General features: G+C 23.9%; 19 protein-coding genes and 3 pseudogenes. 10 read left to right on the forward strand and 12 right to left on the reverse strand.

Annotated features, from left to right (window positions below):
- Positions 1 to 370 precede the first annotated feature (370 nt).
- Positions 371 to 550 (forward strand): BB0158 famile outer surface lipoprotein, encoded by a 180-nt coding sequence (locus tag QIA22_RS06925; protein ID WP_437125860.1) that lies wholly within the window; start codon positions 371 to 373, stop codon positions 548 to 550.
- Positions 551 to 1,000: 450 nt separating this feature from the next.
- Here QIA22_RS06925 and QIA22_RS05115 read toward each other — a convergent pair whose 3' ends face one another.
- On the reverse strand, positions 1,001 to 1,174 hold the full coding sequence (locus tag QIA22_RS05115; protein WP_418456851.1) for a phosphorylase family protein: 174 nt from the start codon (positions 1,172 to 1,174) through the stop codon (positions 1,001 to 1,003).
- 541 nt (positions 1,175 to 1,715) lie between these two features.
- Between QIA22_RS05115 and QIA22_RS05120 the strand changes: the two are divergent.
- A pseudogene (locus tag QIA22_RS05120) lies at positions 1,716 to 2,577 on the forward strand (S2/P23 family protein).
- Between the two features lie 416 nt (positions 2,578 to 2,993).
- Here QIA22_RS05120 and QIA22_RS05125 read toward each other — a convergent pair.
- The 8 genes from QIA22_RS05125 to QIA22_RS05160 all read right to left on the reverse strand — a co-directional run bounded on the left by QIA22_RS05125 (position 2,994) and on the right by QIA22_RS05160 (position 10,484).
- Positions 2,994 to 3,119, reverse strand: coding sequence for a hypothetical protein (locus tag QIA22_RS05125; protein WP_012614988.1), 126 nt, complete (start codon positions 3,117 to 3,119; stop codon positions 2,994 to 2,996).
- 1,317 nt (positions 3,120 to 4,436) lie between these two features.
- Complete coding sequence (bptA, locus tag QIA22_RS05130) at positions 4,437 to 5,057, reverse strand: virulence-associated protein BptA (RefSeq protein ID WP_367611661.1); 621 nt, start codon at positions 5,055 to 5,057, stop codon at positions 4,437 to 4,439.
- Between the two features lie 12 nt (positions 5,058 to 5,069).
- Positions 5,070 to 5,579: a hypothetical protein gene (locus tag QIA22_RS05135; protein ID WP_367611664.1), complete on the reverse strand. Its 510-nt coding sequence runs from the start codon at positions 5,577 to 5,579 to the stop codon at positions 5,070 to 5,072.
- Positions 5,580 to 6,358: 779 nt separating this feature from the next.
- Positions 6,359 to 6,940 carry a chromosome replication/partitioning protein gene (locus tag QIA22_RS05140; RefSeq protein ID WP_367611665.1) on the reverse strand — a complete coding sequence of 194 codons (582 nt, stop codon included), beginning with the start codon at positions 6,938 to 6,940 and terminating at the stop codon, positions 6,359 to 6,361.
- 16 nt (positions 6,941 to 6,956) lie between these two features.
- Complete coding sequence (locus QIA22_RS05145; protein WP_367611667.1) at positions 6,957 to 7,715, reverse strand: ParA family protein; 759 nt, start codon at positions 7,713 to 7,715, stop codon at positions 6,957 to 6,959.
- A complete protein-coding gene (locus QIA22_RS05150) occupies positions 7,691 to 8,254 on the reverse strand; it encodes a DUF226 domain-containing protein (protein ID WP_367611669.1) in 564 nt (187 codons plus the stop codon). The genes QIA22_RS05145 and QIA22_RS05150 overlap by 25 nt, the downstream gene beginning before the upstream one ends.
- A 9-nt stretch (positions 8,255 to 8,263) precedes the next feature.
- Positions 8,264 to 9,337 carry a plasmid maintenance protein gene (locus QIA22_RS05155; RefSeq protein ID WP_367611671.1) on the reverse strand — a complete coding sequence of 358 codons (1,074 nt, stop codon included), beginning with the start codon at positions 9,335 to 9,337 and terminating at the stop codon, positions 8,264 to 8,266.
- Positions 9,338 to 9,905: 568 nt separating this feature from the next.
- Positions 9,906 to 10,484, reverse strand: a complete 579-nt coding sequence (locus QIA22_RS05160; protein WP_367611694.1) for an isochorismatase family protein — start codon at positions 10,482 to 10,484, stop codon at positions 9,906 to 9,908.
- Positions 10,485 to 11,209: 725 nt separating this feature from the next.
- Between QIA22_RS05160 and QIA22_RS05165 the strand changes: the two are divergent.
- From QIA22_RS05165 to QIA22_RS05200, 8 genes and pseudogenes are all read left to right on the forward strand, one after another.
- Positions 11,210 to 11,392 (forward strand): annotated as a pseudogene (locus QIA22_RS05165) (ParA family protein); the annotation flags it as partial.
- Between the two features lie 189 nt (positions 11,393 to 11,581).
- On the forward strand, positions 11,582 to 11,734 hold the full coding sequence (locus tag QIA22_RS05170) for a chromosome replication/partitioning protein (RefSeq protein WP_367611673.1): 153 nt from the start codon (positions 11,582 to 11,584) through the stop codon (positions 11,732 to 11,734).
- A gap of 62 nt (positions 11,735 to 11,796) precedes the next feature.
- Positions 11,797 to 11,988 (forward strand): plasmid partition family protein, encoded by a 192-nt coding sequence (locus tag QIA22_RS05175; protein ID WP_418456854.1) that lies wholly within the window; start codon positions 11,797 to 11,799, stop codon positions 11,986 to 11,988.
- Positions 11,989 to 12,651: 663 nt separating this feature from the next.
- A complete protein-coding gene (locus QIA22_RS05180; protein WP_367611698.1) occupies positions 12,652 to 12,963 on the forward strand; it encodes a chromosome replication/partitioning protein in 312 nt (103 codons plus the stop codon).
- A 2,118-nt stretch (positions 12,964 to 15,081) separates the two neighbouring features.
- Positions 15,082 to 15,321, forward strand: a complete 240-nt coding sequence (locus QIA22_RS05185) for a hypothetical protein (protein ID WP_418456856.1) — start codon at positions 15,082 to 15,084, stop codon at positions 15,319 to 15,321.
- Positions 15,322 to 16,034: 713 nt separating this feature from the next.
- Positions 16,035 to 16,166: a hypothetical protein gene (locus QIA22_RS05190; RefSeq protein WP_367611679.1), complete on the forward strand. Its 132-nt coding sequence runs from the start codon at positions 16,035 to 16,037 to the stop codon at positions 16,164 to 16,166.
- A 364-nt stretch (positions 16,167 to 16,530) separates the two neighbouring features.
- Entirely contained in the window at positions 16,531 to 16,707 is a 177-nt protein-coding gene (locus tag QIA22_RS05195) for a hypothetical protein (protein WP_367611681.1), read from the forward strand.
- A 53-nt stretch (positions 16,708 to 16,760) separates the two neighbouring features.
- Positions 16,761 to 16,937 carry a hypothetical protein gene (locus QIA22_RS05200; protein ID WP_472597597.1) on the forward strand — a complete coding sequence of 59 codons (177 nt, stop codon included), beginning with the start codon at positions 16,761 to 16,763 and terminating at the stop codon, positions 16,935 to 16,937.
- 47 nt (positions 16,938 to 16,984) lie between these two features.
- On the opposite strand, the gene QIA22_RS05205 is transcribed toward QIA22_RS05200, so the two are convergent.
- From QIA22_RS05205 to QIA22_RS05215, 3 genes and pseudogenes are all read right to left on the reverse strand, one after another.
- Positions 16,985 to 17,215, reverse strand: a complete 231-nt coding sequence (locus tag QIA22_RS05205) for a hypothetical protein (RefSeq protein ID WP_418456858.1) — start codon at positions 17,213 to 17,215, stop codon at positions 16,985 to 16,987.
- Positions 17,216 to 17,580: 365 nt separating this feature from the next.
- Positions 17,581 to 18,005: pseudogene (locus tag QIA22_RS05210) on the reverse strand (P13 family porin).
- 304 nt (positions 18,006 to 18,309) lie between these two features.
- Entirely contained in the window at positions 18,310 to 19,038 is a 729-nt protein-coding gene (locus QIA22_RS05215) for a virulence associated lipoprotein (protein WP_367611687.1), read from the reverse strand.
- Between the last annotated feature and the right edge of the window lie 482 nt (positions 19,039 to 19,520).

Below are 19,520 nucleotides of genomic sequence, written 5' to 3' on the forward strand. Positions count from 1 at the left end.
TTTCATACTTAGAGGATTCAAAAAACATATACAAAGCTAAAAATTATCTAAAAAGTAATTTTCCATACTACACGTTACAGATGGTATAAAAATAAAAAATGATTTAAGGAACTATAAAGTTTATCTTTTAAAGTTCCTTAAATCCACAAAAGCTTTGCTTTAAGCTCTGATATAAATTTATGAGAATATGGAGAAGGAAAGTGCCAATAATTAAAATTATAGCTTTTGAGTCAATGAAAGGGGTTTAAGAAAAATATAAAGTTAAAAGCCTAAAGTTAATTTCTGAAGGATCGAATATTGATTCTATCAATATAAAAATAGTATTGCTTTAATTAGGTTAAATAGGGCTTCAAGAAAGCCTGGGCACATTATTTTATATAATTTTGGGAGTTTGAATGACGGTTTAACAAAAGTATTTGTTAAGTTTCTCTACAAGAAAAGCAAATGTAATTATATTCTTGAGCATCCTACTATACAAGATAAACAAACTAATGGGGATAAAACCTATAAAATTATATTGAGTCTAAAATTATTTCATTATGGTTGTTAGCCCGGATGTTTTAAATTTTTTGAGATTTTTAAATATCATTAAAAGCTTGGAATTTTTTGTAATGAGCTGTAATGATATTTTTACTAAAAAAAGGACACTTTCTAATCTAAAATTGAGTGCGGTTGAAAGTTGTATTTTAGATGACATGGAAATAGTGATCATGAATTAAAAAATAATTTATTTGAAAGTTATGATGAAAAAACTTGGACGAGTTTTTTATGAGCTTGGGATCTAACCTTTTTTATACAATTTTTTAGCTTGTATTTATTAATATTACAACTTTTCAAGCTCTTCTTAAATCTTTTCAATTTCTTAATTGAAATTATGTTCATACATATCATATAAATCTTGAAAGCTTCTAAGTCTAATACTGAAATAGTACGATTTATTTTTTGGTTATCATAATTTTTTTTTAAAAAAAATTTATTATATTCAAACTCATTAACTTCTTTATTTAAAATATCCGTATGGCCCAATAACTATAAAATGGACATTAAACGTATGTGCAACATGCCCTATTGCGACACCTTCCATCTCAAAAACTATTACATCTTTAAAGTTTTTTATAATTTTGTTCATATATTTTAGATCAATAAACTGATCTCCTGAAACTATTAATCCCAAATATGCATTAAAATTTATAATTTTTGATTTAACAACTTCTATAGCTTTACTAGCCCAATATTAAAAACATATACAAAAATTCAAATTTTTACCGCTTTTTTTAAATTTCTTGCAAAAATATTGAAAAAGTTATTTGATCGTATTAACTGCATTAATAAAACCCCTAAATACATTAAATTTAAAATTTTATTTGCCCGCACTATAAAACAAAATTTGATAAGCATAAAAATACCTTTGCTTCTTTTTCTAAATACTCTTTCACTCTTTTTAAGCTTTTATCATTTGCATAATTGTTGTAAGAACTTATCAACACAAAAATAATAAAACAATAAACATTTTTTTGCATACTGCTCCATAGAGTAAAACAAAATACAATACTATATAAATTATATTTACAATATTTTCTACAAATTCTAAAAAGTTAATAGGTCAATTGATATTGATCCACACAATTTTTTGTCTTTTACTTAATTCTTTTTATGATATAATGAAAAAATATTTTATAAATTCTTGACTTTGATCAAGTTAATAGAGAAATTTTATGAAAAAAGACATGTGTATTTCGAATATATTTTTATATATACCATTATTTTATTCGTGTTTTTTTGACGCCACCAAAATCTTCAAAAATCAACAGCATCAAAACTGAGGTTTTTGATTTTAAGATAATTGAAGAGGGAGATATTACAAAATATAATAAAAACCCACATTAAAGAGAGTAATAACAATATTTGTCTTACTTTTAAAGAACCTAAATTAAATGAAATAAAAGAAGGAGAAGTATTTGAACTACTTGCAAGAGGTTATGTTACATGGGCAAAATCTGGTAATTTAAGCGCTATAAAAAATAAAAATAACAATTTAATTGAAGATCTTAGGGAGCTTAAATATTCTTATATTTTTTCACCCATCCGATTCAAAACTTATTCATTGCTTAGCTTTAGCTATGCTAATTATAGCATTAATGACAATAACTATAAAATATTCGTTCAAGAAGTACCTATAGCTAAGATAATAGCATTTGAATCCAATGAAGAGTTTGAAAAAAATACGAAGTCAAAAGTTTAAAATTAAATTCTGAAGAGTCGAATATTGATTTTGAACAATATAGAACTGGTTTTGCCAAAATTAATTAAAAGAAGCTTCAAAGGAGCCCCAATACATTTATTCATATAATTTTGGGGGTTTTGACAATTCTTTAGCAGATTATTTTAAGCTCTTACAAGAAAAGTAAATGTAACTATATACTTACATATCTTACTATAAAAAATAAACAAACAAATAAAGATAAAACCTACGAAATCATCTTAAATCTAAAACTATTTAATAATGCTATTAGATTAATATTTGATAAGTATTTAAATTTATCAAAAGAAAAATTAAAACCTTTTATTGATGAATGATGAAAACTGAATAAGAAAAGCAAAGGCAAAAAAATGGAGCCAAAAATTCAGCAATTAATATAATTCAAAATTGATAAAGCTATATGGCATATGCGGTATTTTAACTTATTGATTTAAAAGTATTAGTATTGAAAACCAAAGTAAATTATCTTCTCCCTTTTTTCTTTTTGTGGATATTAAAACAAAAATCTTTAAAAGTTTCTTAAGCATTATGTATTATATTTAATTCAAAATATAATAAAACTATTAATTTTAATTTTTTATAAATTAAAATTAATAGTTTTTGGTTTTATTATTATATTAATAACATATACCTAGATTTTTACAAACTTAAAAGGATCTGGAGTATAATATGGAAAAATATATCACAATTTCTTTTCTAAACAATAAAAAAATTGTTACTTTTGAACTTTAAATTACTTGCTAACGGATTTAAATGAATTTATTTGAACTAGCTTTTTTATAATTCTATTGTTTATTAGATATCCTAGTTTCTTATTTCTTACTATTTCAGGAATATAATTTGCTGATAATTTTTTCATAATTTACAAACTCTTTGAAACAAGCTTGTGCATATTCTTTAAATTATCTCTACTTACATTTAAATTTTTTTACTTTTCTATTATTTTCCCAATTAAGTCTTTTCCCTTTTCAAACAACTCACATATTAAAGTTTCTAAAAATTTCTTATTTTTTTGTAAAAAAAGCTTCTTCTTTTTCAACTCTGAAATTAATTCTTTTAAGTTCTTTTTTCTTAGATTTAGTTTTATTTAACTTTCTCCCTATATAGCTAATGCTTTTTTTAAAGCAACAATATATCTTCCCCTTGCCATATTATTTTTTTATGTGTTACTATTAATTATCTCAAATTTAAAAATTTCTTTGTTTATAATTATTAGGAAACACAAAACAAATAAAATAAATCAAACTTTTATTTATGTAAAAATTAATAAATGATAATATAACGATTCTTAATTAATATTTCAATTAAACACCTTGTTTTTATTGATGCCTAATCAAAATGCCCAACTTCTCCGAAATAGAGAGAAATGGAAAAGCTATAAAAAACATAAAACTTATGCCCTACAATATACACCATATAAATATATATGTCCCATTTTGAAGTTTTTTTATTAATGAATTAACCCTATATTTATTTTATAAGAATGATAGAAGGACATTCATTTTAAAAAGTTTTTGAAGCTCAAAAAATCCTTTAAACAAGCTTGATTATAAAATCACAAAAAGCCATTTAAAATACAAACTGGGGGGTTTTGAATGTTATATTAAAATAGAAAATATAATGATGATTTCAGAAGATTTCTTAAAATATTTAACACTTAGCTTAGTCTTGTTTAAAAAAACGAAAAATATAAAATAAAAACAAAAAAGAAATTCAAGAAAAAATGCCTAAATTTAGAGAATTAATAAAAAAAGGATAAATATATTATTTATATAATGAATACAATTTTAAAAACACCTATCTCCTAACTCTAAAAACAAAAAACTTTCTCCTTTATGCTACAGAAATAAAATTTTTAACAACAATCAGTTTTATTATTTCGGCCCTTCTTCTCAAATTTTTATTGCCCTGAAAAGATAACAATAAAACAATTTAGAAGAAATAACCAATTTGTTATTTAAACCCTTATAAATTTTTTGCAATGCATTTTGAACTCCAACTTGCTTTTACATAAAGAAACTTCCCTTTGCACAAATGAAAATTCAAGTTGATCACTAAAATATTTCTTAAAAAATTATATTCAACCAGCAAAGATATCATTTGCTTTCCATGTCGAAAAGCATCCTCTTGAATACTAGAATTAAAAACACACTATTTTTAAAATTTTCAATTTAAATTAAAGATTGTATTTTGGCAAAAAATTTTCTATATCTATTTTATATTCTCTGTCTTCATTAGAAATTAACACAATCTTTAATCGTTTTAATTTTTTGACTTTCTTAAAAAACCCTTTAGAAATAGTAACACACAAGGTATTTTTTACTAAAAAAGGAAATTCTAAATGAAAAAACTTTTCATTTATATTTGGATCACCAATGTTAAAATCTTTTAATTGCTGCCAGTTCTCACTTGGCAAATTATTTTCATGCTTTGAAACTTTAGCATCTTCAAATCCTTCAAAAATTACACTTTTAAAACCTAAAATTTTATTGTCATACACTTTAAAATCAAACTTATAAACAGTAGATAACGCTTTATAAGCATCTGCACGATAACCTGTCGCTTTCATCATCTTTTTATGCTCAAGCTCAGGAATTATAAGCTGTGATTTTATAAAAACCAATTCTTTCAAATTACTGTCTTTAAAAAGATGTGTATAGGTTTCATCAATAACAACATTATCTTCAAACTTTTCAACAATTTTATTATAAATAACATTGTTTTCTTTTTGTTTGTAAAAAAAGAAAACTAAAAAAATACAAATTGTTAATAACCCAAAAAATAATATTTTTCTCATTAATAATCTATCCTATTTATGAAAAATCATATCAAATGCACTATAAAAATGCACACTATTTTCCCTGCTTGCCCTGAAAGAATACTTTTTTTTCTTATTATTTATCTCATCAAAACATTCAACGTATACATCAATTCCATTTTCTTCTGCTAACTTTCTTATTTTATTCATTTTTTCACTGTGCTCAAAGAACCTCATATCAAAATCAAAATAATTAACCCCATTAATAAAGCGTGAGCGAGCATTGATTGGATGGTCTATCACAGAAACCCCATTAATATACACCTTTTTAAATACAATCTCTGTGCCATTTATAATTTGTATCTTAAAATCTAAATCTATGTATCCTTCATGATAATGCCTTAAAATAAAGGATCCAAATTGTGTTTTTAATTTAAGAATTAAACCAAAATTATATCTATTACTATCATTTAAAATAACAACTTCTTCAGATACTTCACTAGAAAAAATAAAACTGTTGGGAATTAATAAAAAAGAAATTAATAATACTATTATTTTCATATCTTTTATTATTATACTATTCTAAAGAAGAAATAAATAGAAAAAAAAATTAATTTCTCTTTTCCAACTATTATTTCTAGATCAAAGATTATAAAAATAGCTTATTGCTTTATCCAATGATAGCTTACAGGATCTTTTTTAGAGATCGGTCATGAATCAAAGACCACAATCCACAAAAGCTTTTTAAAGCTGTCTAAATTCTTTATTACAAGGCAATAATTTATGGTAAAAATAATTAAAAGAACCCTCCATTTTTGAGCAAACATTTATACGGATTGATTTGAAAAGCCAAATGCGTAATTCTAACACTGATTGATAAAAATACTTTTTAAGCTTTTTATATTTTGAATATAAAAAGTTTATTTATAAAAGATTTTTCAATATCGATTTTTTTTGATTTTATTATTATTGGCATAAAATCACATAGGGCCTAACCATAAATACTCTTAAAGCAAGAATACTTATCTTAAGCCCTATAAATAGACATCGACCAAAGTTAAGGATGCTTATAGTTAATAGCACCACTTACCAATATTATACGCTATGTATAGTGTTAAATCAATACATTATTCTCAAATAACATACATATTTATTTGTAAATTATCTTTTAAAGAATTTACTTCACTCTACTGATTATTTTTATAACACTTTTTGATTAAAGTCACTATTTTACAAAATACTTAAATTCACTATTTTTATCAAATACCTGAATTTAAATATTTTATTTTTCAAAAACCATAATTTTATATTCTGCACACAAAATTATCTATACTAAATTTTTAATTATATTTTTTACACTCCTTATATTCTTTCATAATTTCATTAAGCAATTCTTCTCTATCTTCAAGTAATTTTTCTAACAAAAAACTAGTAAATCTTGCTTTTGATTTGTAATATATGTATGCATTTTCTGTTTTAAGCTGAAATCTTAATGGCCTAATAAAATTTCGATTGGATTTTTTAACTTTTCCCCCTTCTTTATCCTTTAAAAAAAATAAAGAATTTTGTATACCGTTTTCGATTATGTATTTTTCCTGAACTAGCCCTTCTTCTATTGCATTTGCCATTCTTAAATACTCATAAGCCTGACTTTTTGCTATTTTGTAATTCCTAGTAAACATTTCAAAGTTTTGATAGCCATCTAATTTATAATATTCTTTATCTTTAATCTCTTTTAAGATCTTCATTGTTTCTATTTTATTGTGAATTTCTTTTTGGAAGTTGATTATTAGCCTTTCTTTTAAAAAGAGAAATCGTTCCATTTCATCTTCATCATAATTAATTTTAATTTGCTTTTGATTTTTGCCAGTATTAATACGATCCTTTATTTTTATATTCATATGTTTTAATTTTACACTCATTTCATTTCCCTATATATTATGAAATTAAAAATTTTTTTGACAACTGAAAAAATTTTTCAAGTGTAATTTCATATTCTTTTATATAATCTTTATTTAAATCGAAAGTATCGTTTTCTGCTATCCTTTTATTCAAGTCTTCACGTTCATGAATAAGACCTAAAAAATTATCGTCTCTGCTTATTAATTCTAACAAGTGCTTATAAGTATTGTTTTTCTTAAAATTAGTTACCATTGGAAAAATCGGTATCTTCAATTTTAATCTTTTTAGAGCAAATTCTAATAATTGCAAACTTTCTACCGACCATTTTTGAGCAGTCATTGGAATGATTATATAATTACTTACAACCAATACATTTGTTAAAATAATTCCTAAACTAGGACTAGTATCTATTATTATGTAGTCGTATTTATGTTTTAATAATTTTAAACTATCTTTTAATCTTGTTTCTTTAAATGGAATGTTATCGTCATAAAAAAGGTATAAATATATATAACTGGGCAATATGTATAAATTATTGTTTAATCTAAAGGTGGAAGAATTTATATTTTTTTTATCTGCTAATACTTCGTAAATGTTTTGTTTTGAAACATCCACCCCTTGTTCTTCCAAGAGATCTGAAAAATAGCTAGTAGTTGATGCTTGTGGATCGGCGTCAATTAGAAGAACTTTATATTTTTTAGACAAGAGTGTTGAAAAAATAATAGCACTTGTACTTTTACCAACACCTCCTTTAATTGAGCAAATGGCAATTATTTTGGTGCTTTCTCTATCCATTTATTTATAATTCCTCCGTCTGGCAATTCTTTACAATAAAATTCGTATACTTTTTTTTCTAATCTGTTTAACATGTCAATAAATGTTTGAAAATATTTTTTATTAATTCTTTCTTTTTTGATTAACCTTGCAAGACTTCTTAAATAACAAAACACACTGCCTTTTTTAAATTTAAATTCTATATAATATACTTTGGAAAATGTATATGATTTTAAAGTACCATTAATTTTGTATTTTATAATAATATTTTTTATAGGTTTTCTGTATCCATAGGAAATTCCTATAAATTTGTCATTTTCTTTTGTAGAGAATAAATTGAGTCCTTCTAATTTTTCTTGATTAAATAATTCTCTAAAAAGAATTAAAAATTTGTTTTTTTTATATTTGTTTATTTCAAATTTGTATAGATCCATTAGCATTTTAGTATGATATAGTGTTCTTTCATTGAGAATTTCTTTTTTGATAAAAATTTCCGGCTTTCTGCTTTTTTTTATTATTTCTTTTTTTTTATTTTTAAGCTTTTCTAGTACACTTTTCATTTCAAACTCTTAATTTATGTAGCTATTTTTATAACTACTTTGTGATTCTATTATTTTAATAATTTCATTATAGTATTGATTATTAAATATTTTTTTGTATTCAAGTTCATTTTGTTTATTTAAGTATTCTTTAATTTTCGACTTTAAATTTATTGTGTTGGTTTTGCTATGTAATTGATCTAAAAGTATGTTATATATGTTTGTTTTCATATTGTCTTTATTTTTTTGGGGTTCAGTTTTATTAGTATCGTCTTTTATCTTTTTTATAATTTGATCTAGGTCCTTGTATTTATTGCACTCTAATATAAAATGGGGTTTGTTTTTATATTTTTGGTATGTGTTTTGTATTTGTGTTTTTATCTTTTTTTTATCGCAACCTTCTTTTATTAAATTTTTTTGGGTTTTTTTTAATATTGAAATTAAATCTCTTTGCTTGTTTTGAAGTGTCTTTTGTAAATTACATTCGTTTTCTTTTTTGAGATAATATTTTTCTTTGATTATAAGCTTGAAAAGCTTTATGGTTTTTTCTTTTTTTAAGTTAAGATTAATAATAAAAGAGGAAATCTCATTATCGAAGTTACATTTTTTTGCATATTTTTTTAATTTAAGTTCATCAATCTTTTTTTTTCTTTCATTTTCTCTTTCTTCTATTTTATATTTATTATTAAAACATTCCCCATTTTTTACATTGTCCTTTTTATCGTAATTTACTTTAATGTATGTATTAACACGCCTTTGAAATCTTTCTGTTTTTTTATTCTTAAAGTGTTGGTTTAGTAGATTGTAGCAATCTTTTTTAGAATGCCTAAGAGCATAGTAAATTTCAGTGCCCATATTAATACCCAGATGTCTATAGTAGTTAATAGTAATATTTAGCTTTTCTAGTTTATAGAAGTAGTTTCGAAGTGTTTTGATTGAAACTTCTTTTTGATCGTTGCGTCTTAAGTTGCTGTTAAAACAATAAAGGATGTCTGATTGGTTGTATTTTTTTTTATTTTTATTAATATACTCAAGTGTCGCAATTAAAGCAATTAGTTTGTGCTGATATTTACTTTGTATTTGTGGGGATTTGTTAACCTTCACTTCTGCCTCCTCAACTTCGGATGGTTTTTATACACTCTTACATAATAAAGCAATTTTTCCGATAAGTAAAGTTTATCACTAAAAAATAAAAATAAAAATTTTTTATATTGTGAGTCGGTTTAAATAGCTGTTATTAGAATTGAATTCTTAAAAGATTTTATTGTAGTCATAGAATGTACATTTGGCATTAGAGAATTATGTCGGTGGCATTTTTTCTAACATTTTGAGATGGATATTTTTATATGATGCATGGGGGAAGTATTTGAGCTTTTTATCATTTTTCTATTATATTTAAATAGGACATTCGAAGTGGTATTATACAAAGGATAAGTAATATTAAGTTGACTTGTGTTAATTGCATGGCTTTATGTGATAGAGATATAAATATAACTATGAATCTTAAAATTATTTTTGCTAAGAAATAAAAACCAAGGAAAAGGCGGCTTTAATTTAATATAAAGGCTATTTTTTAGTGGATGATCTTCTCTTATATGGTCTAGAAAGCTATCATTTCATGATAGCTTTAATTATAAATAGTAGTTTTTTAATTAAATGCTGTTGAATGATTTTATATATTAAGCTTACTTTGGCTGTCGAAGATGTCTTTGGAGAAACAAGTTAATACATTAAGCTTTTTAAGTTCCTGAATTATTAATTCAGGAACAGGCGTTATACTTCTTGTAGCATCTGTTATTAGATAAACTCGAAATCCCAGGTTAACCGCATCAAGTATTGTTTCTTTTACACAAAAATCCAATGCTAGTCCCGCTATAAATAATGTATTGATTGAATTGTTTTTCAGATAAAGCTGAAGCCCCGTTTGTGTTTTTTTAATGCAATCATCATAAAATCCACTGTAACTATCGTAATATTGATCGGTGCCTTTTAAAAAAACTTTTTTTATTCTTTTTGTATTTAGATCATTAGGAAACTCTGATCCCCAAGTATTTTTGACGCAGTGCTCAGGCCAAATACCCCCATTTTTATTGTTAGAAAAGCTTACATGATTTTTACAATGCCAATCTTTGGTGGCAACAATGTTTTTGAAATAATTTTGAAGTTGGTTGATCAAAGAAATTATTTCATTACTGTTAGATACTGGTAAAGCGCCCGATTCTAAAAAATCATTTTGTATATCTATTAAAATAAGTGCACTATTTTCTGTTATTTTAAAAATAAAATCCTCCTTAGGAGATATTTAATAACAGAATATGTTTCTGCTATATTAGGCAATATCCCTTGATATAACTTTTGTCAATAATAATGTATTATAACAATATTAATTATAGTATAATATCGAGAATTGTTTGCCATATTGTGTGGTGTTAATAGGTTGAAAGATCTTAGATATGCTTGTTGTTTTTTTCAGTAAAATTGATTTATGATGCCCTTTATATAGGGAGGATTTAGACATTGTTAAAAATGTTTGATTTAAATTGGCATATTTTTATCATTGGCAATATAAATTTTAACAAAAAAAGTAAAATTTAACAGTTATAATAAAGCCCTAATAGCAAGGTATTTGACAATCTAGCTAAGTTAAACTATTAAAAGATTTACAAAGTTATAATAAAATCATAATAAAAAAAGTTTCTTAAAAGGCAATCAATAAATATAATAAGTTTTTTAAAAATTTTTTGGAGATTGGCTTAAAAATCAAAATTGCAAGAGCACATGTGTCGCTTAATGTGTGATATTTGAAAGTAGTTGCCCGGGCTTATTGAAAGAGATATTAAAAAAATATATGTATACATATTTTTTAATAAAAGTGATTTATAAAAATAAAAAAGAAGAAAGAGAAAACTAAAGGAAAAAAAGAATTAATAAACTTAAACTAAAAAAATATGCAAAAAAAAATAATTTCGGGAATGAAAACACTTGTTGGAATTAATAAGCAGAGATGATAATTTTTTAGGCCCCATTCATGAACGTGAAGACTTGAACAAAAGGATAGCAGAGAACGATAGTTTCAATTTAAATAAAGATTATATAAAAGAATATGAAATTACACTTGAAAAATTTTTCCAGTTATCGGAAAAATTTTTAACTTCATAATAAGTAAGGAGATAGAATGAGTTTAAAATTTAAATATATGAATATAAAAAATAAAGGATCTTATCAATACTAACAAAAATCAAAAGAAAATTAAAATTAATTTTATTAAGATAAAATGGAACAAGTTCTCTTCATTTAAAAAGACTAATAATCAACTTTTAAAAAGAAATTCACAATAAAATAGAAACAATGAAGATCTTAAAAGAGATTAAAGATAAAGAATATTATAAATTAGATGGCTATCAAAACTTTGAAATATTTACTAGGAATTACAAAATAGCAAAAAGTCAGGCTTATGAGTATTTAAGAATGGCAAATGCAATAGAAGAAGGACTGGCTTAGGAGAAAGATATAATCGAAAACCGCATGCAAAATTCTTTATTTTTTTAAAGGATAAAGAAGGAGTGAAAATTAAAAAATCCAATCGAAATTTTATTAGGCCATTAAGATTTCAGCTTAAAACAGAAAATGTATGCATATATTACAAATCAAAAGCAAAATTTATTATTTTTTTGTTAGAAAAATTACTTGAAGATAGAGAAGAATTGCTTAATGAGATTATGAAAGAGTATAAGGAGTGTAAAAAATATAATTAAAAATTTAGTATAGATAATTTTGTGTTAAGAATATGAACCTATGTGATTTATCAAATATATTATTCAGATAAGGCATTTGATAAATCACAGGGAATTTCTTTATTTATAAAGTGGTTATTTAAATTATAAAATGTCAAAAAAATTGGGATATTAAAGTAAAAAGTAAAAGATGATTTACAAATAAATATGTATATTATTTGAGAATAATGTATTGATTTTAGCATCAACAAAATTCATTTTCCAAATGATATAAAAGTTTTTATAAATTAGCTTTTAGAGCCGTCTTCAAAATTAGGCTATTATAAAGAGGTAAAAGAAACTTTGCAAAATATTTTTTATATATTGTATAGTAATTAAAAATGGTTTAGTCTACTCAATAATTTATATAAGATAATAAAGTATATAAGGATATGTACTTTAATAAAAAAATAAAAATAATTATATCTTAATAAAAAAATTGCAAATGCCGCAATTATTGATAATTTATCGAATTTAGATACTAATATAGATAAAAATTTAATAATTTACAAAGATTTAAAAGAACAATTGAAAACGAATTTAGAAAATGAAATTGATAGTAAAATTCAAATAATGAAAATTCTATATGAAATTTAAACAAAATAACTGTATAAATATGATGGTTTTAAAAGTTTTTCTCAATTTATAAAGCCTTTTGTAGTTGCTAAAGCGCAAACTTATTTTTATTTAAAACTTTATTCAAAAGTTTTGGGGGGTAGTTTTATCTATGATAAGATTAAGGAATTAGGATTTAAAAATATAAAAAAACACATGTTTAGAAAAAAATCATTAGATTTTAATAACCATATAAGTAAATTAAATAATAAGAATATTTCTATTAGAATTTTCATGAGAGATAAAGAATTATATGAGTTTGTAAAACAAGATACAAAAATAGTAAATTATATTTTTAAGGATCTTTTTAGAATAGAAAAGATGTTTTGCTTGATATTGTAGCTAAATATAATAACGAAAAAAAGTAAAATATAAAATTTTGTTTTATAGTGTGTGTAATGAAGATTTAAAATTTAATGTATCTATTAATTTTATTAATGTATTTTTATTGCTAGTTATTGTAAAACTAAATTAACTTATAGATATTTGAGCTTTGTGTTTAATATTAGTTTTTCTTTTTTACAATTTTATTAATAAATGTTTATTTTGTTTAAGTTTTTGAAATTTATGTCGCAAAAACTTATTCCAATTTTATTTAATAAAGGGGGAATATCTTATATTTTTATTATTTGCATTTAATTGTCTTTATTGTGATCTACTTTGGTGATTTTAGAATTTGTGTTCTGGGAGGCAGTTCTTGGGGGCTTTATTTTTATTGCTTTTTATAGTGTGCAATGTAATTAGATTGTTTTTAAGCTATATAGATGTAAATATAGGGCTTTAATATATTCCTAAGGCTTAGGGGGATAATTATGAATAAAAATATGCTTCTATGCCTGCTATTTTTGTACTAATAAGTTCTTATAAACATTATATAAGTTGTAGATATACAAAACTTAGAACAAGAATTTTAAAAAACAAGCTAAAGAATTTTTAGATTTTATAGATACAAAAGAAGAGATAAAAGAGAAATTAATGTAAGATGCCAAGCAGATACAAGAGAAAGCTAAAAATCTGGTAGCTCAAAATATTGTTGAAAATCTAAGATTAGAAGTTAATGAAAAAGGAATACAAGATACAAGAATTAGAAGAGATTGAAAAAGGAATACAAAAAGTAAGAGAAAATTTAAAAAAGAAGAATAACTAAAGATAAAGAAGAGTTATAAAGATAAATTAAAGGGTCTTGAAGATAGTTTGAAAGAAGAAAAAAAGATGCTAGAAAGAAAAAAATTTTATAATCCCTAAATAATCTCCCAATAAAAACAATTATTAGCTCGTTATAAGGGTTTTGGGGGTATTTATTTCTAGTTCTATAAACAACACAAATTTTACTATTTTTCTTAAGTAGCTTTTTGTAAGAATAACAATTTTTTTATTATTAAAAGCTTTTGGGGTATCATTTTGATTTTCTTAAAAATCAATTATAATTATCTAAAAGTTTAAGATAAGGGAATTATGTCTTTGTTTAAATTTAATAAATATTTTAAGTATAGGTCGGTATTTAATAACTATAAAGAAGGTTAATAACTTATTTAGTAGTAAGGTTTTTGTGATAAATATTTCTTAAAGAACTTGGATATTTAATAAATAATTGAATTATAAAAGCTAGTTCAAATAAATTTATTAATAAAACAATCCTAAATTCAAAAGTAGACGGCTAAAATACACCATAATGAATTAATAAGTTTTTAAATTTTTTAACTTGTTGTATAATTTTTGTTTTGAGTGTTATTATAAAAAATATCCTTTCTTATTTAGAATTAACCGCTATTGAAAATTTGTGTTTTAAGTGATATGAAAATATGGTTATTAATAAGATAATGTTGGTAGGGTATATATCGATTTATCAACGATTTCAGAAAATAAAGAAACTATTAAAATAAGATTAGAATCTTAATTCTAATAGTTTAGATTTTAAAAATTTGACTAATGGTGTATAGATAAAAATTTATAATGTAATTAAAGAAAATATTTATTTATAATAATAATTTTTCTACCAATGAATTTTCAGACTCAATTTCCCAAACTATTACTTATGGACTTTTTATTTCCGACTTAATAATAAAAATAATGAAAAATAACTTTTTACAATATTAAAAAGTTTATACCTTAGAACTTTTCACTTATAATAGATATATTAAATTAATTGATGATATTGAGACAAATAATGAATACAATAGCCCAAGATGGCATTTTATAAGAAATTATTAATGTAATAAATAAATTGATACAGGACTTATTTTTAAAGAATTTTCTTTTACAAGAACCAAAACAGCTCAAAAGATCCCCTATCTTTATTTTATGAGGATTTTCTAGCTAAGTACGATGCTAAATTAAGAAAGGTCAAAGGAGTATAGTACACTTTTCATTCGGGTGTAAGTTTTATTGTCAATAGTTTACATAAAGCACTTAAAAACAATTAAATTAAATTATTGCTTTGCAAATAGGGATAAAGTTGAAGTGTTTGACTTTGTAATAGGTATTGGCACATTTTTACCTGAAGTAATTAAAATTATACTAAACGAAATTCCAATAGACTATGAAAAGCAAGAAGATTACATTAATTTTCACATACTTAAAAATGTCTATGGTTTTGAATGTTTAATGGTTCCTTATACGGGTAGTCATTTAAAGTTAAGTCAATATTATTTAAAAGAAATTTGTAGCACTAGCCTCAATAATGAGAACATAAAGTTATAAATATTTTTGATTAATTCTATTGATAAAGCAGAGCCCTCAGATCAAAAATCTTTTAAGGCATTTTTCCCTGCAATTAGGGAAGAAAATGAACTTACAAATAAAGTTAAAGAAAAGCAAATACTTTCATACTTGAAAATCCTCCTTATAACTCAGATTCAAAAAATAATAATGAATATATATTGAATTTAGTTAATGATTATAAAAAATAGAAAATAAGTCTATAAATGGAAAAATTTAAGGCCACTTAATGATGATTGCACCAAGCTTATTAGATTTGCAGAACATAGAATTAAGAGTTCTAACGAAGGATTGCTAGGTATCATGACAAACAAATGGATACCTTGACAAGGTGGTGGCATTCAGAGGGATGAGATACTACTTCTTAAAAACATTTGATGAAATTTATATATTAAACTTTACACGATAGTTCAAGAAAGAAAAAAAACTGATGATGGCAGTATGGGTGAGAATGTATTTGACATCCAAACCGGAGTTGCTATTGCTATTTTTACTAAATATAAAGATGGACTAAAAAAACAAACTTGTTAAAGTATTTTACAAAAGTATTAAAGGTGAAAGAGAGGAAAAATATGAGTTTTTAGAAAAAACAATATCTTTACTGTTAATTTTGAAAAACTTGAATACAAATATCCCCATTATTTTTTTACTAAAAAGATTTTTTAAATAAAGATATTTATGACAATGGAATTTCTTTGAAAGATATTTTCAATAATTTTAGTATTGGCGTTCAAACCAGAAAAACTAAAATAGCTATTGACTATATAAGAGAAAAACTTTTAAACAAGCTTAAGAATTTGCATATTCAAAAGAAGAATATGCTATAAACAATTATAATCTAGGTGAAGATTCTGTATTTTGTAAGTTATTAGGGGTTTAAAAATTTTTAAATCAATAAATGTCGATCCAAGTTATGTTAAAAAAATATCTTATAGACCATTTGACAGCAGATTTATTTATTACTCTAAAAATAAAGGAGTTGTAGTAGAACCCAAAATATAAAGTAATAAAATATATTTTAGAAATTAAGAATAATATAAGCCTTGTTACAATAAGATTTTTATCAACAAATAATTTTTTTCATTCTTTTATTACCTCTCCCTCTAGAATTTTAGAGAGATGTTTTGTTTCAAAAATAGATGCAGTGAATCAATCTATGTATTTCCCCTTTATATAAAATAAGATCAAAGTATGTTTAAAGATTTAATAAAAGAAAATTTGAAAATTGCTTTTAGGAAATTTATTAATACAAAGTACAGCAAAAAAGTTTACGAAAAGGTTCTAGAGGGGCCTGTTTCTATAGATAAAATTAAAGAAATAGGGTTAGAGGAATACAAAGACAGTCAAAAGAGAATTTATCAAGCGTAAAAAAAGAAAATTTACCTGAAGTAAATAATATAAAAATGTCTATTAGGATTTTAATGAAAAATAAAGAGTTTTGCGAATTTTGTAAAGAAAATACCAAAAGATCTTATTTTGTTTTTGAAAAACTATTTTTCATTAAAAAAGAAGTCTTATCAGATTTAATTAATGAATATGAAAATGACAAAAGAAAACAAAAAGAAAAAAATCAATGGTTGATTTTTATTGTATATTAGGATATTACCCACTTTAGGTAAGAGCTAAGCAGATTTTAATGTAGGTTTTATGAAATTTCCATTAAGCTCCCCTTTAGATTTGAAATTATACCGTTTATTTCTTTTTGTACGCCAATTGTATAATGAATTTTTTTGTTAACTTTTTCTAGATGTTCAACTTCTTTTGGGGGCATTTCTCTGCCTTTTATATTGTAGAGTTTGGCAACTTCCAATAGTATAGTTATACTCGTCTTTAGAAACATTCGTAAATATAGAAGTTTGGTTATAGTAAAGTTCATTTGTTTCTTCTTTATAAAAAACTTTTGTCTAAGATTAGGTTTTGTTTTAGAGTTTTATCTAAAAATGAAAAACATGTTCTGATATTGCCATTTATTATTGGAATAACTTTTAGTAAATGAGAATTAATGAGCTCTGTTTCAAGTTTACTGAGTGTTTCAAATATGTCAATATTATCTCAAAAATAATTTTAGGGAAGTTTATTTGTAAGTGTTAGTAGAATATCGATAAATATTTGAGTAAAGAATCGTGCAAATATAACCTAAGCAAGGACCTATTTTTGTAATTTTTGATTTAGAAATAGTATTAATGCTAACACTCTCTTTCTAGGTAAATTAATTTTTAAATAACTTTTTTAAAACGACAGCTAGAATCTGTTTATTCTAATGTTAAAATTGGATTCAAAACCTGCAAGCTCAATGCCGAGTTTTTTTAAGGTTTGCATTGTATCTATTTGCAAATTTAAAGGGAATAATAATTCCAGTTATGTAGGATGCTGCTGTAATCGTGAATCCTCCTATTCCTACTAAGGCTAATCCGATTGTTCCTGTTGGTGCGTTTTTGATGGTATGCTTCCGGGAATGTATCTAGTTATCACAAGTATTCCCCTAAGTGCCCAGGATCCAAGCAATGCACCCCCGCCAATATAATCCCCTTGGACAAAAGATTCTATTCCTAAAGCCAAAAAGATATTCAAAAGTAATGGTACTAGTATGGTTTCATTACGGTGTCAATATCCTCAACACCTTTTTCAGCTCTATTTTGTTTATCTTGTGTTGCAAAGATTTGCATTGTAAAACTAAAAATTAATAATAATGTGAAAAAAAAATTTCACATTATTATTACCCCCTAATAATAAAGTTTTGATAATTTATTAGAGCAAGTTATTTGATTTTGCGCTTGTAGATTAGTTTTTCTTTAAAATATCATTTGAATTACTTTGCTGTGCTAAGCAGATTTTAATTTAGGTTTTATTAAGTTTCCAGTGAACTACTATTTCTATAAATCAAAGATTATAGAAATAGTAGTTCACTATTAAACCTATCCTTTTTTAAAGGATAGGTTTTTACATAATATCAATTCCAATAACATGACTTTAAAGGCCGCTTATTGATAATATGTTATTTTTCAGCTTTGTTGCTTGGGAACTTTTTTTTGCAATTTGCTTGTAAAGTTCCGTTAAATGAGATTCAAGTTTAGCAATATCTGTTTCTGTAGAATTTATATAATCTTTATAATCTAATAAAAGCTGTTCTAACATTTTTGAGATATCTGTTTTTATAGATAATAATTTTTCAAACGAATTTTTAAGCTTTTTTAAATCTGAAACAGCCAGTTCATCTATAGTGTCTTTTTTAGGATATAAGTGATTAATCACTGTATCAAAAGCGCTTCCAAGGTTATAAAAGGTGCCAAATAGGAGGGTTTTTTGTTTTGATCGAATTAAAATCTTTGAAAGATCCTCTAATTTATTGGTATTAATAGGATTTAAAGTAGCATAAGTGAATTTTCTATAGTTTTTAGATCTCTCGGTATTATCTGCTACCGTTTCATATGATGCTACCCAATAAATTTCTTTGAAAATTGATATTCCATATTGGTTTGAAGATTCTTCTTCTAATTTTTTTTCATATTTTTTTCTATCTGCGTTAGCTGTTTCTATTAAATTTTTTAAATCATCAAGTATCGTATTTTTTATTTGTTTATTAGGGATTCTTTCTGTTTTTAATCCTTTTTTAGAATTATTTTGATTGGTGTTAGAATCTGGATTGCAAGCATTTAAAAATAAAAAAATAAATATACTTACGATTATATGGTATTTCATAGATATTCTCCTTAACTATAATATAATGCAATAATAATATAATTAAATAATTAGTATAAATTATTGAAATAATAATAAGAATATTTTTATTATTAGATATTTTATAATATTTTTAGTTTTTTAATGTTATTAATCCGGCAATTGTTGCTACAGTAATTAGTTTTGAGAGGAATGGCTAAAGATGGCCTATTGTTAGCAGTGGAGAGAATGACACGGTTAAAATTGCTGTTGAAATTGGAGTCACTAAAACTTTGGTAGTATTAATAAATGTATTAAAACACTCTGTTGGCATAATTATTGAAAATTTGCTAAATGAAGTAAGAAAAAGCCCACTTCGGTTTGGTGTAGATGTGGAACAATGTGGATATCAATATTGCACTTTCTTGGAAATTTTTCAATTAGTATTAATTATTAATTGATTTGGGCAGCTATCCTGTAAAGGAAGATGTTTTTTAACTTTTTATACTAAACAAATGTAATAT

The sequence above is a fragment of the Borreliella kurtenbachii genome, from assembly GCF_030437945.2.
In the GTDB taxonomy this organism is placed as follows: domain Bacteria; phylum Spirochaetota; class Spirochaetia; order Borreliales; family Borreliaceae; genus Borreliella; species Borreliella carolinensis.